Genomic DNA, 25,009 nt, shown 5'->3' on the forward strand with positions numbered 1-25,009 from the left:
AGCGCAGGCGAAGCCTGGGTGAACATCCCGAAGCTCTCTTGAACGCCCGTTCAGGTGCGGGTTCACTCCTAGCGTGCACACGAATGCCTTCGATCGAATATCCAGACGTGGCCTGCTGCAGGGATCGGCGGCCCTTGCCGGCGCAGTAGGTCTCGGTGTCGCTTCGGCGAGCCACGCCGGTGCCGAGGTTCCGGGTGGCAGCCCGGGCTTCGCGCACGGCGTGGCATCCGGTGACCCGTTGCCGGATGCGGTGATCATCTGGACCCGCATCACCCCGACGGCAGACGCGACGCCCGGTTCCGGCGTCGGGCCGGCGGTGACTCTCAACTGGCAGGTCGCGACCGATGAGGGGTTCGCGAGCGTCGTTGCGTCCGGAAGTGTTGCTGCTTCGGCGGATTCCGATCACACCGCGAAGGTCGACGTCACCGGACTCGATTCGTCGACGACGTACTGGTACCGATTCACTGCGGGTTCGGCTGTTTCTCCGGTGGGCCGCACCCGCACGGCTCCGTCGAACTCGGCAGATCTCGATCGTCTCCGCTTCGGCGTGGTGTCCTGCTCCAATTGGGAGGCGGGGTATTTCGGTGCCTATCGTCACCTGGCATTCCGCGAAGACCTCGACGCGATCATCCACCTCGGTGACTACATCTACGAGTACGGGCAGGGGGAGTACGGCGCGAGAAACGGATCCGTTCGCCTTCACGAGCCGGCCCACGAGATCATTTCGCTGGCCGACTACCGAATTCGGCACGCGCAGTACAAGACAGACCCGGATCTGGCAGCTCTGCACCTGAAGCTCCCGTTCATCACCACGTGGGACGATCACGAATCGGCCGACAACGCGTACCGGGACGGCGCCGAAAACCACACTCCCGGTGTCGAAGGTGACTGGGCAGATCGAAAGGCCAACTCGGCCAAGGCATATTTCGAGTGGATGCCCGTCCGCCCGTCGGGTAGTGGTTCGAGCGTTCAGCTGTATCGTCGGTTCCGCTTCGGGAATCTGGCCGAGATCTCGATGCTCGATCTGCGTACTTACCGCGACGAGCAACCGACCATGAAGCAGGTCGACGATCCGTCGCGCACCATTACCGGACGCGCACAGATGGATTGGTTGACCAACGGAATCGTCACCTCCCCGACGCAGTGGAAGGTCGTCGGCAATCCGGTCATGATCACGCCCTGCGTGTTCCCGCCGCTGGAACCGGCGACCACCGCGGCGTTGACCGAACTGGTGGGTGTGCCGCAGGCCGGTGTCCCGTACAACACGGATCAGTGGGACGGGTACACCGCCGACCGCACCAGGCTTTTCGACGCGATCACCTCGAACGGTGTGGACAACACCGTCTTCATCACCGGTGACATCCACACGTCGTGGGCCTGCGACCTACCGACCAACGCCGCCAACTATCCGGGTGGGCCGACCGTCGGCGCCGAGTTCGTCGTCCCGTCGGTGACGTCGCCCAATATCGACGACATGCTGAAAGTGCCACCGCGCACGGTAACCGTTGCGGCAGAAGAAGCATTCAAGGCCGTGAACCGACACGTGCGGTACGTCGAACTGGATTCGCACGGCTACGGCGTATTCGAAATCGCCCGCGAAGGTACTCAGATGGACTGGTACTACGTCGACGATCTCACCAATCCGCAGAGCAATGCGCACTACGCCGTGAGCTACCGTCTTCCGGCAGGCGCGGGCAGTAGAGTCTCACCCACCTCGGCCGCCCTCGATCAGGCCTCGTACCGACCAGGAGTCGACCAGTGAGTATCGAAGTTTCGCGTCGTAGCGTTCTGATCGGTGGAAGTGTTGTCGCCGGAACGGCATTGCTCGGAACGCCCGCTCGCGCGAGTGTTCCCACCAGCGCCGGAATCCCAGACCTGGACGTGCATGTCATAGTCGTAGACGGCATGCGGCCGGACGAGCTGCGATCGGAGCTCACCCCGACGCTGACCGGGCTTGCGGCCGGCGGTATCCACTACCCGGACGCCAGTGCCATCACGATCGCAGAGACGCTGCCGAACCACACGGCGATGATGACGGGAGTGCTGCCGGCGCGTTCGGGTGTACCCGCCAACTCCGTCTACGATCCGGCCATCGACAAGAAGCGTGACCTCGATCGGCCTTCCGACCTGCAGGCATCGACGGTTCTGGATCGGGTGCGCACCGAACTCGGATTGACCACTGCGAGTGTGCTGTCGAAGCGCTACCTGCACGGGTTGTTCGGTGACCGCGCCTCACTGGTGTGGGATCCGCAGCCGCTCGTTCCCGGTACCGAGCATGCGCCGGACAACTTCACGATCGACGCCTTGATCCGTATCGTCGGCGGGAACTCGCCGCGGCTCTCGTTCACCAACCTCGGTGACGTCGATCGGGTCGGGCACCTGGATCTGTCCGGTCCGTCCGTCCGGATCGCTCGCACGGCTGCACTTCAGAACACCGACAACCAGGTTCGCCGCTTCGTCGACTTCCTTCATGACACGGGGCGCTGGAATCGGAGCATTCTGATCGTGTTGGCCGACCACTCGATGGACTGGTCGGAGCCCGCGCGGCTCATCGGCTTGGATCGACCGCTGAACGCGGACCCGTTGCTGGCAGGCAAGATTCGAATCGCCCAGAACGGTGGCGCAGACCTGATCTACTTCGTCGGACCCGATGGCGAACGGGCGGAAGCCGTCAGCCGGATTCAGCAGATCGTGGATGGTGTGGACGGCGTCGAATCCAGCCACCTCCCCGCCGAATTCGATCTCGGCACCAATGCCGGTGACGTCGTTGCGTTTTGCGCTCAGGGCTGGCGGTTCAGTGATCCGACTCCACTGTCCAACCCGATTCCCGGCAACCACGGCCACTTCGTGACACTGCCCATTCCGTTCTTCCTCAGCGGCGGACATCCCGTTCTGGACGGTGGACGGAAGATCGACACGCAGGCTCGCACGATCGACGTCGCGCCGACGGTTGCGGCTCTGCTCGGCCTCGGTGCACCTGCCGGCGGCTGGGACGGCGTCGCTCGCACGACGGGTGTGTCGCTGAACGTCTAACGAGGATCGCGACCGGTCAGGGCAATCAGCTTGTCCTGCAACGACGCATCGTCAGGAAGATCGACGGGAGCGGAGAACAGACCGCTCTCGGCGAGCATGTCGCGCTGCCCGTCGAGGTCGGACCAGACGGCCTCGACGAGGTCTGGATCGAGCCGCTCGTCTGCTCCGACCGCTCGCGCAAGGTCCCAGGTGTGGATCGTGACGTCCGAGGTCTGCTGGCGCAGATAGGGTTCCACCTTCACCGTGCCGTACGAGAGGTGAACGTGGGCACTGAGGTCCGTCGATTTCCACGCTTTGATTGCGGCATCGGAGTACTTCTGCCATTCGGTCCACAGGTCGTCCCCGACGGGAACGATGTCCGGTGTCGCCTCGCCGACCGTCAGTCCGGCCAGGAGCGGCGGTACCCACTGCTGCTCCTCGATGACGTGGCGGACGAGGTGTTCGACGTGCCAGTCGGAGTCGGGCGTGGGTGCGTTCCAGTCCTCGACCGCAGCGAGTCGTGAACCGAATTCGCGGTGGGCGGTGAGTACGAGTTCGAGCCAATCGAATGCCATCACTCGAGGGTAACCCGATCAGCGTGACGTTAATCGGTGCGTGAGGCTTCGATTCGGTGAAGACTGTCGGGGTTGTCGCTCAGTCGAATCGAGGAGTTTTCATGACCGTCCCCACCGTCACTCTGGCCGAAGGTCTCACTGTCAGCGCCCAGGGATACGGCGCGATGTCCGTCGCCCCGGTCTACGGCCCGGTGGATCCGGCCGAGGCGCTCGCCACGCTGCACCATGCGGTGGACATCGGGATCACATTCATCGACACCGCGAACGTGTACGGCGAGGGCTCGAGTGAGCGTGCGGTGGGAGAGCTTCTCAAAGACCGCCGGGACGAAGTGCAGTTGGCGACCAAGTTCGGTCTGGTCGGCAACATCGCCAACGGTCAGCGCGGGATCAACGGAGACCCGGCTTACGTGCCGCGGGCACTCGACGAGTCTCTGGGACGACTCGGCGTCGATCATGTCGACCTCTACTACTTGCACCGGGTCGACCCGAACGTGCCGATCGAAGACACCGTCGGCGCGATCGCGGAGCAGGTGAAGGCGGGCAAGGTCCGCAACATCGGACTGTCCGAGGCGACCGGTGACGAACTGCGTCGTGCGTACGGGGTACATCCGATCGCGGCGATCCAGTCGGAATGGAGCATCTGGAGCCGTGACGTCGAGAACAAGGTAGTACCCACCGCGGCGGAACTCGGAGTCGGGTTCGTGCCCTTTTCACCTGTGGGCCGAGGCTTCTTGGCGGGATCGTTCGATGCGGCGACGCTCGGTGACAACGACCTACGCCGACGCTTCCCCCGCTTCTCGGACTCCGCACTTCCCGCCAATCAGAAGGTTCTCGACGTGGTCCGCGCCGTCGGTGAGGAGCTCGGCGCGACGCCTGCACAGGTTTCCCTGGCATGGCTCGATGCCAAGGGCCGCCAGTACGGGTTGCCTTCCGTTTCGATTCCCGGCACTCGGTTCGCTGCACGAGTCACCGAAAACGCCGGAGCGTTGGACATCGTTCTGAGCGAAGACCAGATCGCTCGCCTCGACTCCCTCGCCGCGATCACCGAAGGCTTCCGTTCGGCCGATCTGAATTGGGTGTCTCAGGGCCGCGAATAATCATGTCCTGAGCCTTGCGAAAGACAGGAGTAACATACAGACCCGATGAAAAAAGTGTGGTTGGTCTGGGGTGTCGGTGTTTTTGCCTACGTGATCGCCGTGCTTCACCGCACTTCGTTCGGCGTCTCGGGTCTGTCTGCTGCTGATCGGTTCTCGATCTCGCCCAGCGTTCTGTCGAGCTTCGTCGTGCTGCAGATCGTCGTGTACGCCGGCATGCAGATTCCGGCGGGAGTCCTCCTCGACCGCTACGGTTCGCGGATCATGATCGCAGTCGGTGCGTTCATCATGATGTCCGCGCAGTTGGCTCTCGCCTTCACCGAATCGCTGCCCGTCGCGATCGGTGCACGTATTGCCGTCGGTGCCGGGGATGCACTCACCTTCATCTCGGTGTTGCGGTTGGTACCGCAGTGGTTCCCGCCCCGGCAGGTGCCGTTGGTCTCGCAGTTCACGGGCATCCTCGGTCAGCTGGGCCAGGTGATGTCTGCGCTTCCGTTCATGTTGCTGTTGTCCGGACCGGGCTGGACTTTTGCCTACGGCAGCGCTGCCGCTGTCGGACTGTTGGCGTTTGCGCTGGCGTTGAGTGTCATCCGCGACGCGCCTCCCGGTGCCGACGTGGTCGCCGTGCCGGCCGGCGCCAAGGAGATCGGGCGACAGATCAAGACGGTGTGGATGCGGCCCGGCACCCGACTCGGGTTCTTCAGCCACATGGGGACTCAGTTCTCGATCACGACGTTCGCGCTGCTGTGGGGTGTGCCGTACCTGAAATCGGCTCAAGGCCTCGACTCCACGACGGTCGGCTCGCTGCTGACGCTGTCAGTCATCTCGGCAATCGTGGCCGGCCCGATCCTCGGTATTCTCACCGGTCGCTATCCCATGCGTCGATCGTGGTTGGTTCTCACCATCATGGTCGCCAGCGCGCTCATGTGGACGATCGTGCTTTCACGAAGCGAACCGTCTCCGCTCTGGTTGTTGACGATCCTGGTGGTCGTCATCTCGGTGGGTGGACCGGGTTCGGTGATCGGCTTCGACTACGCGCGTACGTCGAACCCGAGTTCGGCGATGGGCACCGCGCAAGGCATGGTCAACATCGGGGGATTCCTCGCTTCCCTCATCGTGATTCAAGTGATGGGCGTCATCCTCGGACACATGGGCGGGTACACGTTCGACGGATTCCGTGTCGCCTGGATGGTGCAATATCCGGTTTGGATTCTCGGTATCGTCGGTGTGCTCGTCACCCGAGGCAAAGCCCGGCGAGCCCTCGCAGCAGAAGGCGTACACGTACGGCCGATTCGCGAAGTCATTCGTCGCAACAAATAACTCGATCGCATCGGGTAATTCATCCCCTGCGGGTGAGGTTCCCAAGCGTCCGAGCCACCAGGCTTGATGGATGAACGACGCAATGAACATCGGACCGGTCGAGCTCGTGGTGCTGGCATTCCCAGGTTCAACTGTGGATCCTGAAGCTGTCGCCGCGCTGCAGAACGTGGTGGAACGAGGTTTTGTCACTCTGCTCGACCTCGTGTACATCGCCAAGGACGCGGACGGACAGGTGTCGCAGATCGATGTCGACGAAGATCTCACCGACATCGGACTGGCGATTCTGTCCATCGAAGCCAAGGCATTGATCAGTGACGAGGACCTGGACGTGGTCCGTGAGTCACTCGAACCAGGAACGTCCGCCGCAGTCATCGTCTACGAGCAGACGTGGGCGCGTGAGCTCGCGTCGACGGTTCGCGGTGGCGGCGGCGACGTAGTCCTTCACGTTCAGATACCGCGCGAGGTAGTCGTCGCAGCGGTCGAAGCAGCATTTCAGTAGCGACAATTACCCAAGGAGTTCGGCATGGTTTTTCGAGGTGGACGCAGAGGGCGGCCGGGGTTGCTCGGCACGGTGGCGCGCACGGCGGTAGTGGCTGGAACCGCAAAGGCGACGTCCAACGCCATGGATCGACGGAGTCAACGAAAGGCCAGCGAGCAGCAGCAGGAATATCAGCAGGAGTACCAGCAGCAACAGCCGCCGCCGCAGCAGCAGGTCGCCCCCGTGCAGTCCGTTCCCCCTTCAGGCGCGGACGATCTGGTCTCCAAGCTGCAGGAGTTGGGACAGCTTCATCAGTCCGGCGTGTTGACCGATGCCGAGTTCGCGGCGGCAAAGGCGCAGTTGCTGAGCTAGCCCTGCTGTTCTCTTCAATTGCGGCAATGCGCATTGCCGCAATTCGGCGTGAAAGGCTGACTTATGATCGACCCACGTGCGGCATCGGCCGCAATCGAAGCCGCGAACGCCCGAGTCGCCGAGACTCTACCGTTCTCCGACGACGCCGACTTCACCGAGGCGAAGCGGGGTTTCGTCGCCGCACTCGATCCGGGGCTGGTTGCCGATTCGGACGGGAAAGTCCTGTGGAACAACGATTCCTACGCCTTCCTTGACGAGGACTGCCCGCCAACGGTCAATCCGAGCTTGTGGCGTCAGTCGAAGTTGGTCGCCAAGCAGGGACTCTTTGCGGTGACGGATTCGATCTATCAGATTCGCGGACTTGATCTGTCGAACATGACGTTGATCGAGGGAGATACCGGAATCATCGTCATCGATCCACTGATCTCCCGGGAAACCGCTGCCGCTGGTCTCGCGTTGTATCGGGAGCATCGTGGTGATCGACCGGTTGTCGCGGTGATCTACACGCATTCGCACATCGACCACTTCGGCGGGGTCAAAGGAGTGACCACCGACGACGACGTCGCCGCCGGGCGATGCGTGATCGTCGCACCCACCGGGCTCGTGGAGCACGCGGTCGAGGAAAACGTCTATGCGGGAACGGCAATGGCTCGACGTGCGGCCTACATGTACGGAGCGGCCTTACCCCGAGGTCCCCGAGGTAGCGTCGGAGCCGGGTTGGGGCAGACCACCTCAACCGGCACACCGACGCTCATTTCGCCGACGGTGTCGATCTCGAAGACAGGTCACACGGAGACGATCGACGGCGTTCGGATCGAATTCCAGATGACGCCCGGAACCGAGGCCCCGTCCGAGATGAACTTCTACTTCCCGGATTTGCGCGCACTGTGTATGGCGGAGAACGCAACTCATACTCTCCACAACCTGCTCACGCTTCGCGGTGCCCTGGTACGAGATCCTCACGTCTGGTCTGCGTACCTGACGGAATCGATCAATCGTTACGCCTCACGATCCGACGTTCTGTTTGCGTCCCACCACTGGCCGACGTGGGGGACCGAACGGCTCACCGAGTTCCTGTCATTGCAGCGCGACCTCTACGGGTACCTTCACGATCAGACACTTCGTCGAATCAATCAGGGGTGGACCGGTCTCGAGATCGCCGAATCGATCGAGCTGCCAACTGCATTGGCGCAAGCGTGGCACACGCACGGGTACTACGGTTCCGTCAGTCACAACGTCAAAGCCATCTACCAGCGATACATGGGTTGGTTCGACGGTAACCCTGCGCATCTGTGGGAGCATCCACCCGTCGAATCGGCCAAGCGTCACGTGGAGTTCATGGGCGGATCAGCAGAAGTGTTACGGAAAGCTCGGGAATCGTACGAGCGCGGCGACTTTCGCTGGGTTGCGCAGGTGGTGAACTACGTGGTCTTCGCTGAACCGGACAACGTCGAGGCCAAGAATCTGCAGGCCGATACCTTCGAGCAACTCGGGTACGGCGCCGAGAACGGCACATGGCGGAACTTCTACCTCACCGGTGCATACGAACTGCGCAACGGCTCAGTGGGGACGCCCACGGTTGCCGCGGCGCCCGACATCACCGCAGCGCTGTCGGTAAGTCAAGTCTTCGATGCAGTATCGCTGCGCGTGGATGGAGTGCGCGCAGCGGGCTCGCACATCGTCGTCGATTGGAACATCACTGACGAAAACATCGTTCACCGAACGGAACTCAGCAACGGAGTTCTGATCCATTTCGACGTGGAAGGTGGGTCTGCAGATGCTGGGTCTGTGGATGCGATGTTCAGTTTGAGTCGGCGCGACTTACTCGGTGTGCTGCTCGGTGGTGTGGACTTGGGTGCCGAGATTGCGAATGGAACCATCTCGGTTTCCGGCGACCCGGCGAAGCTCGCAGAACTTGCCGGATACCTCGACGAGCCGGATCCGAACTTTGCGATAGTCACTCCGACCTAGCGCTGTATCAGTCGTGAACGAGCCTGTACTTCAACAGGTCTCGAGTCGCGCACCTTTTTGAAGTTGTCCGTTTTGTCTCTGGTTCTCGAAAGTGTGTTCGATTAAACTTTGGGCATGGACAGTCGGGATGCGTGGCAGCTGGATGGCGAGGACCTCAAGGGTGAGGTTCTGGATCTGGTGCGTGTCCGGCACGAGTTGCAGTCGCGGTTGGTGTTGCTGATCGTGGAGATGTTTTCCCGTGAGGTTCTCGGTGGGAAGGGTTTTCGGGCGATCGCGCAGTGGTTGCATGGTTCGACGAATTTGGAGATCGGTGAGTGCAGTCTGTTGGTCGGGTTGGCGCGGTTGTTGATGCTCGAACCCGTGGTGGGCGATGCGTTTCATCGCGGTGAGGTTGACGCGTTGAAGGCGCGGCAGGTGGCGTCGTTTTGTCAGCATCCGCCGAAGAACATGACCCTGGCGGATGTGGACAAGGCCCGCGGAATCCTGCTTGGCCTGGCGTCGCAGAACATCGCCGATTGTGATGCGGTGCGGGCGGCGATCCGGCGGATCGAGAAGCAGTACGGCAAGCGCGAAGACGGGGTTCCGGTGGGTGAGGATTCGGAGCGTAACGAGTTCTACGCGTCGAAGGGCCTGTACGGGCGGGTGACCGTGAAGGGTGATCTGGATGCTGTGAACGGGGCCCGTCTGATCACGTTGCTGTCGAGCCTGTCTGCGCCGACGCCGGAGAAGGACGGGGTCAAGGACACGCGTACTCCGGCATTACGGCGTGCGGATGGGTTTTGCGAGTTGTTGCGGCGGTACTAGCGGGCGGGGTTGGGTCCGATCGAGGGCGGGGTGAAACCGCACATCACGGTGACTGCGTCGGCGAAAGACATGACGGACCTCAAGGCGTTGAAAGACCTGTTGCCGTCCACGGAGGAGTTGGGTTTCGCGTGGGCGGATTGGGTGGGCCCCATCAGTATCGATACCGCGCGGATGTTGGCGTGCGACTGCACCGTGACGCGGATTTTGTTGGACGAGAATGGTGTTCCGCTCGACTGCGGCAAGGAAGCGAGAACGGCGACGGTTCCGCAGCGGCGGGCGTTGGCGGTTCGTGATGGTGGTTGCGCGTTTCCGGGGTGCGGGACACCGTCGGGGTGGTGCGATGCCCATCATATTGTTCACTGGAACGATGGTGGCCCAACGGATCTCGACAACCTGATCTTGTTGTGCGGCCATCACTACCGGACGCTGCATCACACCGAGTGGCGGGTGGAGATCGGACCGGATCGGAAGACGGTGTTCTATCCGCCGATGTCGGTGGATCCGTATCAGCAGCCGATCGGCGGGAACAGCCCACCCACAGCGGCGTGAACCGCGACAACTGAAGACGTGAGCACCGGGGCACAACCATGCCCCGGTGCTTGCTCAATCCAGTATTTACTCAAGACAACGTGATGTCGGCAATCAGGCCGTGGTGATCGGATCCCTCGATCTCGATCCGTTCCAAGGATGTCGCCACGGCGCCTTTCGTGATGATGTGGTCGATACCGACCACCGCCGGATACCGCTTGTCGGTCGGATAGGTCGGGATCAGGCCGGAACCCAATTGGTCGGCGGCGCTGGTATATCCGTTCGTGAGAAGATTCCGGAACTGTTTGTTCGAGTACGACGCGTTGAAGTCGCCGCTCACTATCACGTTGTCCCGCCCGGCGACTTTGTCCATGTAAGACCCAAGCCTTCGCTGCTCGTCCGCCCACACCGAAGCCGGTGAGATGTACGCCGGTGCCGGATGCACGGCGAACAATGTGACTGGCTGCGCCAAGCCGACATTCAGTTCTGCGGACAGCGTTTCGGGTGAGAATCCGTCGAGGCTACGCGGATTGGAGAGTGGAAAGCGACTGTAGATTCCTGCCCCGCCACCACCGTCGGTGTACGGGACGAGGAATTGGTGGCTCAGAACCTCGTCAAGCCCGGCGGCTTTGAGCGCGTCGGCTTCCTGGTACGTCAACTCCTGGACCGTCACCACGTCGACCTCGCGTTCGCGGACCATCGCCACAAGCGACTCCGGATCCGCTGCACCGACCATCAAGTTGGCCTGCATGATTCGAATCGGTGGACCGTTCGCAGACGTCGACTCCCCAGTTCCGCCGATGTACAGCGGGCTCACAGACCATCCGAACAACCCAAGGACGAGGATCGAGGCGGCGCACACGATCCACTGACGCCCGATACCCGAGACGACGGCACCGATCAGCGGAGCAATCATCAACAAGGGCGCCACTGACGCGAGAACGATCACGATGTTGTGATCGACGTCCAACTGAGTTGCGATCAAGGCAACCAAACCAGTCACGATGCCGGCCACACCGGCCACGGCCGAAAGGCGGCGAAGAACCAGTCGACGAGGGGTCACGGCATCGGGTTGCATGACGTCCATGGAAGCAGAAGAGCGTCGTAGCTCCGGGAAACTGCAGGTGGAGTCGGTGCGCCCTATTGTTTGCGCCCTATTGTTGCGGATACGGAAGATGGCTGCTGCTGTTCTCACTGACGGAGATCGAGCGGCCGAGTTGGGGGAAGGCGCGTTGAGAGCACGCTGGCCTGTCACAGACTTTGCACCCCGCGCCGATCGGCACGATGGTCGCGGGGTCGTCCGTCTGAATTCCGTGTGAGTAGACCATGCGATCGGCGTAGCCGATGTCGCAACCGAGTCCGACGGCGAAGTTGCGCTCGGGTGCGAGGTACCCGAGTCCGCCGCTGTGGGTAGTGCGCGCCACCCAGAGGTATGTCCGGCCGTCGGGCATCTTCGCGACCTGAGTGAGGATGCGACCTGGGCTCGCGAATGCCTCGTGGATGACCCACAGCGGGCAGCTGCCTCCGACTCTGGAGAAGTGAAAGGCGGTAGCAGACTGACGCTTCGAGATGTTTCCGGCGCGATCGGTTCGGACGAAGAAGAAAGGGATGCCGCGTTGGCCGTGTCGTTGGAGAGTGGACAACCGGTGGCAGACTGTCTCGAAGCCGACCTCGAACTTGAGGCTGAGCAGGTCGATGTCGTACCGCAAGGCCTCAGCGGATTGCAGGAATTGGGTGTACGGGAGTAGCAGTGCGCCGGCAAAGTAGTGTGCGAGTCCGACGCGAGCCAGCGCTGCGGACTCGGCGCTCAATGATTCATCCTCGGCGACAAGGGAATCGATCACGTCGGCCTGCGTGAAGAAGGCCAACTGCATTGCGATCTGGAACGCGCGTTGTCCTGCCGACAGACGACGGGCGAGTGTGAGGACCGACTTGTTCGGATCGTAGTAACGCTTGGGGCCGAGCTTGTCGGGTTCGTCGGTACGGATCGTCACGGTGACGCCGTGCTGATCGCGAAGTAGTCGTGCCAGTTGCAAATCCACTGCGCCCACGGACAATCCGTTGTCCAGAAACATCTGCTCGGCAGCGTCGTCCAGAACGGCGATGTGATTCTTTCGGTCGTAGAAGAAGTCCCGAACTTCCTCGTAGGGCATCGGTACGAGTGACACATCGGACGCTGGTTCGCCGGACAACTGCGTCGAGAACTGGTCCAACTGCTCTGTCGCGGCGTGAAGGCGGCGGTGCAACATCACGAGGGTGCGTCCGACCGCCGGCATGCGGGCCACCAATTCGTCCACCTCGGCCAGAGATACGTCTCCAGATTCCGAAGTTTCGGCCAAGGCGTGATGAACGTCCGCAACCAGGCGTGCGTCGGAATCGGAGGCGAAGAATTGCACGTCGAGATCGAACTCGGCGTTGAGCTTGAGAAGGACGGGCACCGTCAGCGGTCGTTGATCGTTCTCCAGTTGATTGACATAGCTGGGGGAGAGTTCGAGTGCCTTCGCCAGTGCGGACTGTGACAGGTTTCGTTCCTCCCGCAGCCGTCGCAGCCGCGCTCCCGCGTACATCTTCTTCATCGAATCTCCTCGGTGCCGATCGCGTTCACCCTACCGAGAAGCTATTCGCAACATTCGCAACATTGCAGCATTGTCATTGCACAAATAGGCAATTGCGAGGGCCTATCCCGAGGTGAATGAGCTGCGTAGCGTGCAAATAGATACCGAAGAACGTGAGAAGAGGACCGATGAAGACGCATCTCGTACGCACTCACCGCTCTGCCGAAGAGTTCCCCAAGGAAGACCACCTCGCGTGGAAGATCGCGGAAGTTGCGACGGATTCCGTCGACGTCACCGACGCCACATCCGACATGATCGTCAACCGGATCATCGACAACGCGGCAGTTGCCGCAGCTTCCCTGGTGCGCCGTCCCGTGGTGAATGCGCGGGCGCAAGCACAGTCGCATCCGTATACGCCGGGCTCCACCGTGTTCGGTATCCCCGGTACGTTCTCGCCTGAATGGGCCGCCTGGGCCAACGGTGTCGCGGTTCGTGAACTCGATTTCCACGACACGTTCCTCGCCGCCGAGTACTCGCACCCCGGAGACAACATCCCGCCGATCCTCGCCGTCGCTCAGCACACCAGCCGTGACGGTCGAGACCTGATTCGTGGTCTGGCGACCGGCTACGAGATCCAGATCGACCTGGTTCGGGCTATCTGCCTGCACGAGCACAAGATCGACCACGTCGCACACCTCGGCCCCTCGGCTGCGGCAGGTATCGGAACTTTGCTGGGCCTGGGCACCGAGACGGTCTACCAGGCAATCGGCCAGGCGCTGCACCTCACGACGGCGACACGTCAGTCCCGCAAGGGCGAGATATCCAGTTGGAAGGCGTACGCGCCTGCGCTGGCAGGCAAGGTTGCCGTAGAGGCGGTCGACCGCGCGATGCGCGGTGAGGGCGCACCGTCACCGATCTGGGAAGGCGAAGACGGCGTCATCGCCTGGCTACTCGGTGGCCCGGACAAGGAGTACCACGTTCCGCTGCCCGGTTCGGGTGAGGCGAAGCGCGCCATCCTCGACTCGTACACCAAAGAACACTCCGCGGAGTACCAGAGCCAGGCGCCGATCGACCTCGCTCGCCGAATGCGTTCTCGTGTCGGTGATCTCGACCAGATCGCCTCGATCGTCCTGCATACCAGCCACCACACCCACGTCGTCATCGGCACCGGTTCCGGCGATCCGCAGAAGTTCGACCCGACCGCCTCGCGTGAAACCCTCGACCACTCGGTGATGTACATCTTTGCCGTTGCGCTACAGGACGGTACGTGGCACCATGAACATTCCTACGCGTCCGAGCGTGCACAGCGCGCGGACACGATCGAGCTGTGGAACAAGATCTCCACGCGCGAAGATCCCGAATGGACACGCCGTTACCACTCGACGGATCCGGACGAGAAGGCTTTCGGTGCTCGCGCCGAGATCACCTTGAAGAGCGGCGAAGTCATCGTCGACGAGCTTGCGGTGGCCGATGCGCACCCGCTCGGCGCACGTCCGTTCGCTCGCGATCAGTACGTCGCGAAATTCCGCACCCTCGCCGAGGGCGTCATCGAGCCGAGCGAACAGGACCGCTTCCTCGATGCGGCTCAGCGCACCGCCGAATTGAAGGCAGGCGAACTCGATCAGCTGACCTTCACCGTTTCCGAAGACGTTCTCGCTCGGGCTCCCAAGGTCGCCAAGGGACTTTTCTGATGTCGGGCCTCATCGCAGCCGCGACGTCTGCAGCCGACAAGCGGATTGCCTTCCGGGCCGGACTGACGTCCGGAAAGATTCAACGACTCCCGGGTGCGATCAATCCGCTGACAGCCAAGCTCATTGAGGAAATCGGGTTCGAGGGTGTCTACGTTTCAGGTGGTGCGTACTCCGCCGGATTGGCGCTTCCCGACATCGGACTGACCACCTTGACCGAGGTCGCCGGCCACAGCAAGCAGATCGCGCGCGTCACGGACCTCCCGACGCTCGTCGACGCCGACACCGGTTTCGGTGAACCTATGAGCGCGGCCCGCACGGTCACGATCTTCGAGGACGACGGAATAGCCGGTCTGCACCTCGAGGATCAGATCAACCCCAAACGCTGCGGGCACCTCGACGGCAAAGCAATTGTGCCCACCGAAGACATGGTTCGCCGTGTTCGTGCTGCAGTGTCGGCGCGTCGTGACCCGAACTTCGTCATCTGCGCGCGCACCGATGCTGCCGGAATCGACGGTATCGACGCGGCGATCGAGCGAGCAAAGGCCTATGTGGATGCCGGTGCCGATCTGATCTTCACCGAAGCTCTTGCCACCGAGGCCGACTTCGAGAAGTTCCGCGCAGCAGTCGACACTCCGCTCCTCGCCAACATGACCGAGTTCGGGAAGTCGAACCTCATTTCGGCGAAGACATTGGAAGAGATCGGTTTCAACGCCGTCATCTACCCCGTGACCACCCTTCGGCTGGCGATGTTCGCTATCGAAAAGGGTCTGCGCGAGATTTTTGCGGAGGGCACGCAAGAAGGACTGCTCGGCGAAATGCAGCATCGCAGCAGGTTGTACGAGATTCTCGAGTACGAGCGCTACAACGAATTCGACAGTGGCATTTTCAATTTCAGCTTGGAGGGGAGTAGGACATGACCGAACAGATTCCGACGATCTACAAGGGCTTGGCCGGAGTTGTCGTCGATACGACGGCTATCTCCAAGGTAGTGCCCGAGACGAATTCGTTGACGTATCGCGGTTACGCAGTGCAGGACCTTGCCGCGAACTGCAGCTTCGAAGAAGTTGCGCACCTGCTCTGGTACGGCGAACTGCCGACTCCCGAGCAGCTCGAATTACTCTGCCTGCGTGAGCGTGCGGCCCGTCGTGCCGACCGCTCACTGCTCTCACTCCTGACCAAGATGCCGGACAACTGCCACCCCATGGATGTTGTCCGCACGGCGATCAGCTACCTCGGCGCCGAGGATCCGGCGGAGGACGACAACTCGGAGAAGGCCAATCTGGCCAAGGCGCTGCGGATGACGGCTGTGCTGCCGACCATCGTCGCAGCCGATTTCCGCCGCCGGCGCGGTCAGGATCCCATCGCGCCGCAGTCGGACCTGGGTTTCGCCGAAAACTTCTTGAACATGTGTTTCGGTGCTGTTCCGGAGTCGGCGATCGTGAAGGCCTTCGAGGTCTCGCTGATCCTGTACGCGGAGCACTCCTTCAACGCCTCGACGTTCGCCGCTCGTGTTGTGACGTCCACACTTTCGGACATCTACAGCGCAGTGACCGCTGCTATCGGCACGCTCAAGGGCCCGTTGCACGGCGGTGCAAACGAAGCTGTCATGCACGACATGCTCGAGATCGACGACCCCGACCGCGCCGAAGCCTGGATGTCGGAGAAGTTGGCTGCCAAGGAGAAGGTCATGGGCTTCGGGCACCGCGTCTACAAGAACGGTGATTCGCGTGTTCCGACCATGAAGCAGGCCCTCCTCGACGTCGCGGCAGCGACCGACGGCGAGAAGTGGGTGCAGATGTACGAGATCCTCGAGAAGACCATGGTCAGTGCCACCGGAATCAAGCCGAATCTCGATTTCCCCACGGGCCCTGCATATTTCCTCATGGGCTTCGACGTCGAGATGTTCACGCCGATCTTCGTGATGAGCCGCATCACCGGATGGACGGCGCACATCATCGAGCAGGGGCAGTCGAATGCACTGATCAGGCCGCTGAGCCAGTATTCGGGCGTGCCACAGCGCACAGTCGTGGCATGACACTTTTTGCTGTCGTGGCATGACACCCCTTTGATACTGCGTCGGCGAGGTTCGGTTCTGGCATCACCGTCTCCTGGCCTCGTCGACGCTTCTCCGTTCGCACTATCTGCAACTTTGCATCGAGAATTCGCAAAGATATTCAAGTGCAATGTGTTTCGACTTTTCTCTACCGGAAATAACGTGAGTGTCATGACTGAAACGCACGAAGAAATCTTGATCATCCGTCGTGGCGAGACCCTCGACGTCGTGTTCAACCGGCCGGAAAAGCGCAACGCATTGACCCCGCAGATGTACGACGCCATTGCCGGAGCCTGCCGGCGCGCCGACTCCGACCGCGAGATTCGGTTAGTCACTCTCCGAGGTGCTGGGGGAGAGGCGTTCTCGGCGGGCTCCGACATTGGCCACTTTCAAACCTTCTCGAGCTTTCACGACGGGCTCGACTACGAAAGCCGGTTCGTCGGCGTACTGACCGAACTCGAGAAAGTGAGGGTTCCCACCCTCGCGGTCATCGACGGTGTGTGCGCGGGAGCAGGGCTGTTGCTGTCGGCAGCGTGCGATGTGCGGATCGCGACGCAGGGGTCACGCTTCTGCCTACCGATCGCGCGCACACTCGGAAACTCGTTGTCGATCCATTCCGTGGCTTTGCTGGCGGACAGGATCGGCAGTTCGCGTCTGATGTCGTTGATCGCTCGGGCTGGGGTGATGTCGAGTGGCGAGGCTCTGCGGAGCGGCTTCCTCAGCGACTGTGCAACAGAGTCCGAGTTCGCGACCCTGACTGCCCAGGTATCTCGCGATCTACTTGCCGCCGCCCCGATGACCGTCTGGACTATTCGGGAGTCCCTGCGGCGCATCAGAACCCGAGTGATTGCCGACAACGATGATCTGATGAGCATGATCTACAGCAGTGACGACTTCAAAGCCGGCGTCGACGGTTTCCTTCGCGGAGAACGACCGCTCTGGGCCGGCGTGTAGTTCGGCGGTAGAACCACAGGCTTGCGTTGGAGCGCGCTCTAACCCCTAGCGTTGCCGACCATGACAACAAAGACCTGGATCATCACTGGAGTTTCTCAGGGTTTCGGCCGTGAACTCGCACTGTCTGCACTTCGATCGGGGGACGCGGTAGTCGCTGCAGTTCGTCGTCCCGAGTCCGTTGCAGATATTGCGTCGGCGAATCCGGATCGGTTCTCGGCGGTGACGTCCGACGTCAGAGATACCGCAGCGGCTCCGGGCGTCGTCGAATATGCGCTCGAGCGTTTTGGTCGCATCGACGTGCTGGTCAACAATGCCGGTCGTGGGATGGTCGGTGCGGCGGAGATGGTGGACGATTCGACCTTGCGGGATCTCATGGAACTGCACCTGATCGGACCCGCCGCGTTGGTGCGCGCCGTCCTCCCGTCGATGCGAGTGCAGGGCAGCGGGACGATCGTGCAGATGAGCAGTCAAGGCGGCCGTATGTCGTTTCCCGGCGTCGGGGCGTACTCGGCGTCGAAGTTCGCTCTCGAAGGTTGGTCGGAGGCTCTCGCCGGTGAGGTCGCGCAGTTCGGCGTTCGGGTGATGATCGTCGAGCCCAGCCGATTCCGTACAGCATTCAACACGCCTGGCGTTCTGAGCTTCGCCGAATCATCATCGGAATACCGTGATTTGCTGGATCCCGTTCTGCGGGACATGGCGGCCGCAGACGGTGTTCAGGAGGGTGATCCGGAGAAAGCAGCAGAGATCATCACCTCGCTTGTGCACAGCGAGAATGTGCCACTTCGTCTGCCACTCGGAAAGGAAGCCGTGGAGCGTGTCTCCGCGTCGTATCGGAAGAATCTCGCCGAGGTATGCGTCTGGGCCGACCTGGCTCGCAGTGCAGACTTCGCGGATGCTGCCGGCCCTGTCCGCCCGTTCTAGGCTGAGAGTCATGGCTACGGAAGACTTGATGCGTAAGGCACTCGAGGCACTTGGGGAAGTGGACGGGCCAATGTCGATCGAGGTGATTCACCGACTCGTCGATGCAGGGGACGTTCAGGAGCCGATGTCGATCGCCGAAGTCTCGGACCTGCTGGATGTCTCGGCACATACGCTGCGCTACTACGAGAAGATCGGTCTGGTCGAGGTCGATCGTGACTCGAGCGGACATCGTGTGTACGGTCCGGAATCTGTTCGCAGGCTGGTGTTTCTGACCCGCATGCGTATTTCAGGTATGGCGATTCGCGACCTGCAGCACTACGTCGAACTGGTCGACGCCGGTGAAGGGACAATTCCGGAGAGGCTCGACATGCTGCTCGAGCACCGGGACACCGTTCGTCGGCAGATCAAGGAGCTCACGTTGTCTTTGGCTGCGACGGAGTACAAGATTGCGACGTACGGCGGGCGGACCGGAGAGCAGGATATTTTGCCGAGTGAAACCGGAAGCAACCCTCGCGGGGTCTCTTGAGCGATCTGGTTCAGCGCAGACTCCAACGTCGGAAATTGATACTGGAAGCCGCTGTCCGCGAGCACCCCTGGTGAAACCCAGCGACTCTTCGTTACCAGTTCAGCCTCGGTGCGGATGATTCGTGCGCCGAACTCGAGCATCCAGCCCGGCGTCGGAAACCCATATTGTCGGCCAAGTTTCGCTCGTACCATCCGCATCATGTCGGTGTTGGTTACCGGATACGGGGATGCGATATTGACCGGGCCTGAGATCTCCGGATTCTCGTGGACGTGGATGATCGCGCGAATGACGTCGGCGATGTGAATCCAGCTGAACATCTGTCGGCCGTCGCCCATTCGTCCGCCGAAGCCCATTCGGGCGAGGTTGACGAACGGATTGATCGCCCCACCGCCGGCTCCGAGGACGATCGACATCCGAAGTGCCACTTTGCGAACAGGCGTTGGGGCTGAGAACAATTCGTGTTCCCACGCTCGCGCGACCGCTACGGAGAATCCCTTTCCCAGCTCTCCGTTCTTCTCGTCCATCGGTCGATCTCGTGCGTCTCGGTAGATCGTGCCGGTACTGGCATTCGCCCAGAGTGAGGGTGGCTGCGGCGTGCGGGTCAGCGCACGACCCAACAGTGCAGTCGTTTCCACTCGGGAGGAGAAGATGTCGTCGGCATTGCGCTTGTTGTAGCGGCAGCTCACGGAGCGGCCGGCGAGGTTGACGAGCAGATCCGTGCCGCTGAGTACATCGGCGACGCCGTGCTCGTCGGACCACGTGGCATCGCTCGTTCCTCCCCGGCCGATCGTCCGAACGTCGACCCCGTTGGATTCGAGCGTTCGAAGAAGGTGTTGGCCTACGTAACCCGACGCACCACAGACAACAACGGTCTTCATGGTTTTGTGTTCCCCTCTGCAGAAACGACTTTTGTCATCAGGGCGGCGACATCGCCGACCAGACCTCGTGCCACTGGCAGCCGGGCGAGGGTGAGCGCTTTCGCGATGATCGGTACCAGGCCGTCGACGAGGGATCGGGTACGAGTTTGCCCCGGAGACGCGTCGGTGACCCAGTGCAGCGTCACGCCCAGATAGCTGAGCCACAAGAGCGTGGGGAGCTGGGTCTCCAATGACGCCGGCGTCTTCTGCTTCGACGCCGCCAGTGCTTCACGCATCAGATCGACGGCCATCGATCTCGCATCGGTCGACTCGGCCGAGAACGGGCTGGACTGTGATGTGGTGGGCAGGGCAACGTGCAGAAACGTGCTGCCGAAGCCGTGATAGGGCCCCATGACATCGAGTCCGGTGTGCAGAACAATCCTGAGATTTTCTGTCAGTGACCCACCTTCGCGAAGGAGTGGAAGCGCCCGCGCGCGGTGATCGCGTTGGATGACGAGATACAGCTCGTGAACCAGTTCGTCTTTACTGGCGAAGTAGTAGTAGGCGTTCCCGAGCGAGACCTCTGCCTCATTTGCGATCTTGCGCATGGTCGTCGCTGCGAAGCCTTCGTCGCGGAAGAGCCGCAATGCTGTTTCCACCAGCTTTTCCCTGGTCTCGATCCCGCGAGTACTCATCGACACTCCTTCTTTGAACATGTTCAAGTGCAGCGTACGCCCTGGAGTTGAACACGTTCAAGAGTGGATCTGTTGCGTGAAATATAATAAGCGCGCATACTAAATGTATGAATGAATGTGCTTTCGGTTCGCCAGGGGGCCGGCGATGAATGCCTGGTTAGGGGTTGTCTGTGCCGAACATGTGCGTCGCGCAGTGGATCTCGGTATCGCACAGATCGGGCACGGAAAGAGAGCTGGTTTGGTACGGATGAAAGCAGGTGACGTGCTTGTCTATTATTCGCCGGTCGAGTCCATGGGCGACCGAGATCCGTTGCGCGAGTTCACAGCTCTCGGTGTGATCGAAGAGGGTGAGATCTGGCAGGCGGACGAGGGGTGTTTCAAGCCGTTTCGGCGGCGAGTTCGGTACGAACAGTTCAACCCCGTTCCTCTCGACGCAGTCCGGAGTCGATTGGCGCTGACCTCGGCACCGAATTGGGGGTATCAACTCCGGCGTGGCTTGATTCCGTTGGATGACAACGACGTCGAGATTCTGCGCTCGGCAACGAGCTGACACACTGACGCTGTGGTGAAGAAACTGGAAACCGACTTCGAGGATGCTGGCGACAGTCCGGGTCTGATGTTGTGGCGTGTCACCAATGCTTGGCAGGCTTCGATTCGCGCGGCGCTGCGGCCTTTCGACCTGACTCACGTGCAGTTCGTTCTGCTCGCCGCACTGACCTGGCTGGACGCGGAGACTTCGATAACTCAACGCGATCTTGCCGAGTACGCGCGCACCGACCCGATGATGACATCGCAGGTGGTACGGACCCTCGAATCCAAGGGGTTTGTGGAACGCCGTCCACATCCGACCGATGCTCGGGCACGCTCGGTGGTGGTGACCCAGGCGGGTGCGGCCCTGGCCGGCAAGGCAAACCGTGCGGTGGAAGCATCGGATCGGGAATTCTTTGCCGCTCTCGGGGATCGTCAGGCGGCCTTCGTTGCGATGCTCGGCGTGCTCGACCGAAAGTAGCGACCTACAGTTTTCAGGGGATTACTCTGAAGTACGCTGCAGCAGTGCATATTTGGCGTCCAGCCCGTCCAGTAGGGATTCCAGCGCGAGTTCGAAACTGGCACTGTCGATTTCCGCAGCACGCTCACGCAACAGATGTGCTCGCGTGAGGTGCGGGTAACGCTCGGCGTAGATCGCAGGATCGTCCACGAATCCGCCGGAGAACGTCGCCGTCGCAGCACCCATGACCACGTACTTGACGGAAGCGCCGATCAGCGTTGCCGTGCGCTGTGGCCATCCGGCGCGCACCAGTCCGCCATGGATGGCGTTCGCGCGATCGAGGGCGATGGGCCTGACGCTCGGACCGTAGGCCAAGTAGGGAACGATATTGGGATGCTTGCCCAGGGCGGCGTGGTAGGACCGCGCCCACGTGCGTAGCGCGCCGCGCCAATCGTCGGAGTCGAAGCCGCTCACGTCGACGGACTCCATGATGACGTTCGCGACGTCGTCGAGTAACTCGTCCTTGTTGGCGTAATGGCTGTACAGCGACGGTGCCTGTACGCCGAGAACAGTGGCGAGTTTGCGCATCGAGAAGTCGGTCAAACCGTGCTCGTCCACCAGTTTCAGGGCGGTGTCCCTGATGATCGGCTTACTCAGTAGTGGAACCCGCGGTCGCGCCATCGGCCAGAACCCTTTCGTCTGAAAGTACTGGACAACCTTACACTGTGAGTTTATTATCCAATTAACCTAACAGTGTTCGGGAACGTGGAGGATCAGATGACACGGGTGTTCGAGAACAAGTCCGATCTCCTGGGGGCGGTCGGTGAAACGCTGGGCTCGAGCGAGTGGGTCGAGGTCACCCGCGAGATGGTCCATCAATTTGCCGACGCGACCGGTGACCATCAGTGGATTCATGTCGACGACGAAAGAGCCAGGCGCGAATCACCTTTCGGTGGACCAATTGCGCACGGGTATCTGACGCTCTCACTCCTGCCGCTTCTGTCGAAGTCCGTGTATCGCATCGACGGCGCGAAAATGGTCATCAACTACGGGTCCGACAAGGTTCGATTCCCGAGTCCGGTGCCAGTCGGGGCCAAGGTTCGAAATACCGCAGTGCTCTCCGCAATCGAAGAATTGCCGAACGGTTCACTACAGAGTCAGATCACCAACACCGTCGAGATCGAAGGCGTGGGCAAACCTGCCGTCGTTGCGCAGACCGTCGCGCGAATCTTGTTCTGAAACCCTGCCAGAAGAAAGCAGACTCCATATGAATCTCGAATTGACCGGTGAGGAAGTTGCGTTCCGCGAGGAGATGCGAAAGTTCTTCACCACCGAATTCTCGCCCGAACTTCGTGCGCGTGCAGCGGGATTCGGAAAGCTGACGCGTGAAGACATCGTTGCGGGCCAGCAGATTCTGAACGCACACGGACTGGCGGTTCCGCATTGGCCGATCGAATGGGGTGGCAAGGACTGGACTCCGGTACAGCGCCACATCTATTCCGAGGAAATGCAGTTGGCGTCGGTACCCAACCCGTTGCCGTTCAACGTGAGCATGGTTGGGCCCGTTATCGCGGCCTTCGGCTCGCAGGAGCAGAAGGAGAAATTTCTCCCCGCTACGGCCAACGCCGATATCTGGTGGTGCCAGGGTTTTTCGGAACCCGAAGCCGGTTCGGATCTCGCTTCACTCAAGACGGCCGCTGTTCGTGACGGCGCAGACTACATCGTCAATGGTCAGAAGACGTGGACTACTCTCGCGCAGCACGCCGAGTGGATCTTCTGTCTGGTTCGTACAGATGCAAGTGCTCAGAAGCGGCAGGCCGGAATTTCGTTCTTGCTCATCGATCTGGCAACTCCCGGCATCACGGTTCGCCCCATCAAACTGATCGACGGCAGCGTCGAGGTCAACGAGGTGTTCTTCGACAACGTCCGCGTCCCTGCGGAGAATCTTGTCGGCGAAGAGAACAAAGGCTGGGACTACGCCAAGTTCCTGCTCGGCAACGAACGCACGGGCGTCACGCGGGTCGGGTTCTCCAAAACTCTTGTCGCCACGGCAAAAGAGAAGGCGCGGGAGGTTCGCGTCGGAACCGGCACCCTCCTCGATGATCCGTTGTTCGCGGCTCGGTTGGCTGAGCTGGAAAACGATTTGCTTGCGCTGGATCTGACTCAACTGCGAGTTGTGGCGAGTTCGGCAGACGGAAAGCCGAACCCGGCGTCCTCGCTGCTCAAGCTCCGCGGCTCCGAATTGCAGCAGGCCGCAACGGAATTGCTGATGGATGTTGCGGGTCCGGACTCGTTGCCGGTGAATACGGTCGAGATCGACTCGCCGGAGTGGGCGCAGCAGGCGGCGCCGCGCTACCTGAACTACCGGAAGGTTTCCATCTACAGCGGATCAAGTGAGGTGCAGCGCTCCATCATTGCCTCCTCGATTCTCGGATTGTGAGCATCTGACATGAATTTCGAACTCGACGACGAGCAGACGATGCTTCGCGACACGACGCGTGAATTGCTCAACCGCAGCTACGACGCGGAGAAGCGTAACGCCACCTCGGCCACTGACGAGGGATGGAATGCCTCGGTGTGGAAGCAGTTCGCCGAGCTCGGGCTGCTCGGCCTGCCATTCGCGGAGGCCGACGGCGGGATGGGCGCTGGGCCGGTCGAGACCATGGTCGTGATGACCGAACTGGGCCGCGCGCTTGCACCCGAGCCGTATCTGGGTGGTGTTCTGATCCCCGGCGGTTTGATCGCGGCTGTCGGTTCGGCAGATCAGCGGGCGCGGCTCCTGCCGGCGCTCAGCGACGGGACCACTCTGTCGGCCTTCGCGCATACGGAACCCGGCACGCGCTGGCCGGTCGCCACTGTCACGACCACTGCATCGCAGGAGGGATCGGGGTGGACGATCACCGGCGTCAAGAACCCGGTTCTGCAGGGCGACAGCGCGCACGTCGTGATCGTCAGCGCCACACTTCCAGGCGGCGGCACCGGGCTCTTCCTGGTGGATGCGGAGGGCTCAGGTGTCACACGGAGCACGTACGCCACCCACGACGGCCGTCGCGGTGCGCAGTTCACGTTCACCGATGCCGCGGCCGAACAGCTTGGTGAGGGCGGCGATGTCACGGAGGCGATCGTCGAAGCAGAGGTTCGGGCGCAGGCAGCTCTGTGCGCCGAGGCGATCGGGATCATGACCGAAGCTCTGCGACTGACGACGGAATACCTGAAGCAGCGCAAGCAGTTCGGTGTTCCGCTCGCGAAGTTCCAGACGCTGACTCATCGTGCGGCCGACATGTACGTGGCGCTCGAACTGGCGAGCAGCATGAGTCTGTACGCCACCATGGCCATCGCCGACGGAGTGATCGATCCGACCATCGCGTCGCGAGCGAAGCTGTCTGTCGGTCGCGCCGCGCATCAGATCGGTCAGGAAGCAATTCAGATGCACGGTGGTATCGGTATGACAGCCGAGTATCCGGTCGGGCACTACGTCTCGCGGCTGGTGGCCATCGAACACACTTTGGGCGCATCTGACGATCACCTCAGGGTGCTGGCCGCCGGCGTCTCGAACTATTCGATGGTGAACGTCACCGAGTAGATCGGTGGTGAAGATAACGGGAGGTCACGCGC

General features: G+C 61.5%; 23 protein-coding genes and 2 pseudogenes. 19 read left to right on the forward strand and 6 right to left on the reverse strand.

Annotated features, from left to right (window positions below; genetic code table 11):
• The first annotated feature begins 73 nt into the window (after positions 1-73).
• Together ABIE52_RS27180 and ABIE52_RS27185 are read left to right on the forward strand one after the other, a co-directional pair.
• Positions 74-1,762: an alkaline phosphatase D family protein gene (locus tag ABIE52_RS27180; RefSeq protein ID WP_003939836.1), complete on the forward strand. Its 1,689-nt coding sequence runs from the start codon at positions 74-76 to the stop codon at positions 1,760-1,762.
• Positions 1,759-3,033, forward strand: a complete 1,275-nt coding sequence (locus ABIE52_RS27185; RefSeq protein ID WP_192712217.1) for an alkaline phosphatase family protein — start codon at positions 1,759-1,761, stop codon at positions 3,031-3,033. Before ABIE52_RS27180 ends, ABIE52_RS27185 begins: the two co-directional genes overlap by 4 nt.
• Here ABIE52_RS27185 and ABIE52_RS27190 read toward each other — a convergent pair.
• Positions 3,030-3,587, reverse strand: coding sequence for a TIGR03086 family metal-binding protein (locus ABIE52_RS27190; RefSeq protein WP_020970773.1), 558 nt, complete (start codon positions 3,585-3,587; stop codon positions 3,030-3,032). The two genes, ABIE52_RS27185 and ABIE52_RS27190, sit on opposite strands and share 4 nt — an antisense overlap.
• A 101-nt stretch (positions 3,588-3,688) precedes the next feature.
• Between ABIE52_RS27190 and ABIE52_RS27195 the strand changes: the two genes are divergently transcribed.
• From ABIE52_RS27195 to ABIE52_RS27220, 6 genes and pseudogenes are all read left to right on the forward strand, one after another.
• The gene (locus ABIE52_RS27195; RefSeq protein ID WP_037128852.1) at positions 3,689-4,684 is read left to right on the forward strand and encodes an aldo/keto reductase; all 996 of its coding nucleotides are present in this window, start codon (positions 3,689-3,691) and stop codon (positions 4,682-4,684) included.
• A 45-nt stretch (positions 4,685-4,729) separates the two neighbouring features.
• A complete protein-coding gene (locus ABIE52_RS27200; protein WP_007732605.1) occupies positions 4,730-6,001 on the forward strand; it encodes an MFS transporter in 1,272 nt (423 codons plus the stop codon).
• 70 nt (positions 6,002-6,071) lie between these two features.
• On the forward strand, positions 6,072-6,500 hold the full coding sequence (locus tag ABIE52_RS27205; protein ID WP_007732604.1) for a DUF6325 family protein: 429 nt from the start codon (positions 6,072-6,074) through the stop codon (positions 6,498-6,500).
• Between the two features lie 24 nt (positions 6,501-6,524).
• On the forward strand, positions 6,525-6,851 hold the full coding sequence (locus ABIE52_RS27210; protein WP_003939954.1) for an SHOCT domain-containing protein: 327 nt from the start codon (positions 6,525-6,527) through the stop codon (positions 6,849-6,851).
• 63 nt (positions 6,852-6,914) lie between these two features.
• Positions 6,915-8,822, forward strand: coding sequence for an alkyl/aryl-sulfatase (locus ABIE52_RS27215; protein ID WP_050656827.1), 1,908 nt, complete (start codon positions 6,915-6,917; stop codon positions 8,820-8,822).
• A gap of 114 nt (positions 8,823-8,936) precedes the next feature.
• Positions 8,937-10,175 (forward strand): annotated as a pseudogene (locus ABIE52_RS27220) (HNH endonuclease signature motif containing protein).
• A gap of 70 nt (positions 10,176-10,245) precedes the next feature.
• Here ABIE52_RS27220 and ABIE52_RS27225 read toward each other — a convergent pair.
• Positions 10,246-11,241 carry an endonuclease/exonuclease/phosphatase family protein gene (locus tag ABIE52_RS27225; protein ID WP_064114154.1) on the reverse strand — a complete coding sequence of 332 codons (996 nt, stop codon included), beginning with the start codon at positions 11,239-11,241 and terminating at the stop codon, positions 10,246-10,248.
• Between the two features lie 67 nt (positions 11,242-11,308).
• The gene (locus tag ABIE52_RS27230) at positions 11,309-12,730 is read right to left on the reverse strand and encodes a short-chain fatty acyl-CoA regulator family protein (protein ID WP_003939891.1); all 1,422 of its coding nucleotides are present in this window, start codon (positions 12,728-12,730) and stop codon (positions 11,309-11,311) included.
• 167 nt (positions 12,731-12,897) lie between these two features.
• Here ABIE52_RS27230 and prpD point away from each other — a divergent pair, with 167 nt between their 5' ends.
• The 6 genes from prpD (at position 12,898) to ABIE52_RS27260 (ending at position 18,854) form a co-directional block, all read left to right on the forward strand.
• A complete protein-coding gene (prpD, locus tag ABIE52_RS27235; RefSeq protein WP_007732586.1) occupies positions 12,898-14,400 on the forward strand; it encodes a 2-methylcitrate dehydratase PrpD in 1,503 nt (500 codons plus the stop codon).
• Positions 14,400-15,317 (forward strand): methylisocitrate lyase, encoded by a 918-nt coding sequence (gene prpB, locus ABIE52_RS27240; RefSeq protein WP_058226554.1) that lies wholly within the window; start codon positions 14,400-14,402, stop codon positions 15,315-15,317. Before prpD ends, prpB begins: the two co-directional genes overlap by 1 nt.
• Entirely contained in the window at positions 15,314-16,435 is a 1,122-nt protein-coding gene (locus tag ABIE52_RS27245; RefSeq protein ID WP_047269777.1) for a bifunctional 2-methylcitrate synthase/citrate synthase, read from the forward strand. The genes prpB and ABIE52_RS27245 overlap by 4 nt, the downstream gene beginning before the upstream one ends.
• Positions 16,436-16,624: 189 nt before the next feature.
• Positions 16,625-17,407: an enoyl-CoA hydratase gene (locus ABIE52_RS27250; protein ID WP_064114155.1), complete on the forward strand. Its 783-nt coding sequence runs from the start codon at positions 16,625-16,627 to the stop codon at positions 17,405-17,407.
• Between the two features lie 60 nt (positions 17,408-17,467).
• Positions 17,468-18,328, forward strand: coding sequence for an SDR family NAD(P)-dependent oxidoreductase (locus ABIE52_RS27255; RefSeq protein ID WP_192712218.1), 861 nt, complete (start codon positions 17,468-17,470; stop codon positions 18,326-18,328).
• A gap of 10 nt (positions 18,329-18,338) precedes the next feature.
• On the forward strand, positions 18,339-18,854 hold the full coding sequence (locus tag ABIE52_RS27260; RefSeq protein WP_192712219.1) for a MerR family transcriptional regulator: 516 nt from the start codon (positions 18,339-18,341) through the stop codon (positions 18,852-18,854).
• Positions 18,855-18,868: 14 nt separating this feature from the next.
• Here ABIE52_RS27260 and ABIE52_RS27265 read toward each other — a convergent pair.
• Positions 18,869-19,732, reverse strand: a pseudogene (locus ABIE52_RS27265) (TIGR01777 family oxidoreductase); the annotation flags it as partial.
• Complete coding sequence (locus ABIE52_RS27270; protein ID WP_042453557.1) at positions 19,729-20,406, reverse strand: TetR/AcrR family transcriptional regulator; 678 nt, start codon at positions 20,404-20,406, stop codon at positions 19,729-19,731. The pseudogene ABIE52_RS27265 and the gene ABIE52_RS27270, both read right to left, overlap by 4 nt.
• A 145-nt stretch (positions 20,407-20,551) precedes the next feature.
• Between ABIE52_RS27270 and ABIE52_RS27275 the strand changes: the two genes are divergently transcribed.
• Positions 20,552-20,956 (forward strand): EVE domain-containing protein, encoded by a 405-nt coding sequence (locus ABIE52_RS27275; RefSeq protein WP_042452776.1) that lies wholly within the window; start codon positions 20,552-20,554, stop codon positions 20,954-20,956.
• Between the two features lie 12 nt (positions 20,957-20,968).
• Positions 20,969-21,415 carry a MarR family winged helix-turn-helix transcriptional regulator gene (locus tag ABIE52_RS27280; RefSeq protein ID WP_080726731.1) on the forward strand — a complete coding sequence of 149 codons (447 nt, stop codon included), beginning with the start codon at positions 20,969-20,971 and terminating at the stop codon, positions 21,413-21,415.
• A 21-nt stretch (positions 21,416-21,436) separates the two neighbouring features.
• On the opposite strand, the gene ABIE52_RS27285 is transcribed toward ABIE52_RS27280, so the two are convergent.
• Entirely contained in the window at positions 21,437-22,075 is a 639-nt protein-coding gene (locus ABIE52_RS27285) for a TetR/AcrR family transcriptional regulator (RefSeq protein ID WP_042452773.1), read from the reverse strand.
• Between the two features lie 96 nt (positions 22,076-22,171).
• Between ABIE52_RS27285 and ABIE52_RS27290 the strand changes: the two genes are divergently transcribed.
• Genes ABIE52_RS27290 through ABIE52_RS27300 form a run of 3 tightly spaced genes read left to right on the forward strand, consistent with a single transcriptional unit; the run spans position 22,172 to position 24,977 of the window.
• Complete coding sequence (locus ABIE52_RS27290; protein ID WP_042453553.1) at positions 22,172-22,633, forward strand: MaoC family dehydratase; 462 nt, start codon at positions 22,172-22,174, stop codon at positions 22,631-22,633.
• Positions 22,634-22,661: 28 nt separating this feature from the next.
• On the forward strand, positions 22,662-23,834 hold the full coding sequence (locus ABIE52_RS27295; protein ID WP_003940489.1) for an acyl-CoA dehydrogenase family protein: 1,173 nt from the start codon (positions 22,662-22,664) through the stop codon (positions 23,832-23,834).
• Positions 23,835-23,843: 9 nt separating this feature from the next.
• A complete protein-coding gene (locus ABIE52_RS27300; protein ID WP_064114158.1) occupies positions 23,844-24,977 on the forward strand; it encodes an acyl-CoA dehydrogenase family protein in 1,134 nt (377 codons plus the stop codon).
• Positions 24,978-25,009: the final 32 nt, after the last annotated feature.

Source organism: Rhodococcus sp. OAS809, assembly GCF_040546695.1.
GTDB classification, from domain to species: Bacteria; Actinomycetota; Actinomycetes; order Mycobacteriales; family Mycobacteriaceae; genus Rhodococcus_F; species Rhodococcus_F qingshengii.

What these genes read in the sequence shown, in the direction of transcription:
- prpB (WP_058226554.1), top strand. Translation starts at nt 14,400, where the DNA reads ATGTCGGGCCTCATCGCAGCCGCGACGTCTGCAGCCGACAAGCGGATT.
- ABIE52_RS27195 (WP_037128852.1), top strand. Translation starts at nt 3,689, where the DNA reads ATGACCGTCCCCACCGTCACTCTGGCCGAAGGTCTCACTGTCAGCGCC.
- ABIE52_RS27210 (WP_003939954.1), top strand. Translation starts at nt 6,525, where the DNA reads ATGGTTTTTCGAGGTGGACGCAGAGGGCGGCCGGGGTTGCTCGGCACG.
- ABIE52_RS27295 (WP_003940489.1), top strand. Translation starts at nt 22,662, where the DNA reads ATGAATCTCGAATTGACCGGTGAGGAAGTTGCGTTCCGCGAGGAGATG.
- ABIE52_RS27285 (WP_042452773.1), bottom strand. Translation starts at nt 22,075, where the DNA reads ATGGCGCGACCGCGGGTTCCACTACTGAGTAAGCCGATCATCAGGGAC.
- ABIE52_RS27205 (WP_007732604.1), top strand. Translation starts at nt 6,072, where the DNA reads ATGAACGACGCAATGAACATCGGACCGGTCGAGCTCGTGGTGCTGGCA.
- ABIE52_RS27255 (WP_192712218.1), top strand. Translation starts at nt 17,468, where the DNA reads ATGACAACAAAGACCTGGATCATCACTGGAGTTTCTCAGGGTTTCGGC.
- ABIE52_RS27275 (WP_042452776.1), top strand. Translation starts at nt 20,552, where the DNA reads ATGAATGCCTGGTTAGGGGTTGTCTGTGCCGAACATGTGCGTCGCGCA.
- ABIE52_RS27200 (WP_007732605.1), top strand. Translation starts at nt 4,730, where the DNA reads ATGAAAAAAGTGTGGTTGGTCTGGGGTGTCGGTGTTTTTGCCTACGTG.
- ABIE52_RS27260 (WP_192712219.1), top strand. Translation starts at nt 18,339, where the DNA reads ATGGCTACGGAAGACTTGATGCGTAAGGCACTCGAGGCACTTGGGGAA.
- ABIE52_RS27190 (WP_020970773.1), bottom strand. Translation starts at nt 3,587, where the DNA reads ATGGCATTCGATTGGCTCGAACTCGTACTCACCGCCCACCGCGAATTC.
- ABIE52_RS27270 (WP_042453557.1), bottom strand. Translation starts at nt 20,406, where the DNA reads ATGAGTACTCGCGGGATCGAGACCAGGGAAAAGCTGGTGGAAACAGCA.
- ABIE52_RS27225 (WP_064114154.1), bottom strand. Translation starts at nt 11,241, where the DNA reads ATGGACGTCATGCAACCCGATGCCGTGACCCCTCGTCGACTGGTTCTT.
- ABIE52_RS27250 (WP_064114155.1), top strand. Translation starts at nt 16,625, where the DNA reads ATGACTGAAACGCACGAAGAAATCTTGATCATCCGTCGTGGCGAGACC.
- ABIE52_RS27230 (WP_003939891.1), bottom strand. Translation starts at nt 12,730, where the DNA reads ATGAAGAAGATGTACGCGGGAGCGCGGCTGCGACGGCTGCGGGAGGAA.
- ABIE52_RS27290 (WP_042453553.1), top strand. Translation starts at nt 22,172, where the DNA reads ATGACACGGGTGTTCGAGAACAAGTCCGATCTCCTGGGGGCGGTCGGT.
- ABIE52_RS27215 (WP_050656827.1), top strand. Translation starts at nt 6,915, where the DNA reads ATGATCGACCCACGTGCGGCATCGGCCGCAATCGAAGCCGCGAACGCC.
- prpD (WP_007732586.1), top strand. Translation starts at nt 12,898, where the DNA reads ATGAAGACGCATCTCGTACGCACTCACCGCTCTGCCGAAGAGTTCCCC.
- ABIE52_RS27300 (WP_064114158.1), top strand. Translation starts at nt 23,844, where the DNA reads ATGAATTTCGAACTCGACGACGAGCAGACGATGCTTCGCGACACGACG.
- ABIE52_RS27245 (WP_047269777.1), top strand. Translation starts at nt 15,314, where the DNA reads ATGACCGAACAGATTCCGACGATCTACAAGGGCTTGGCCGGAGTTGTC.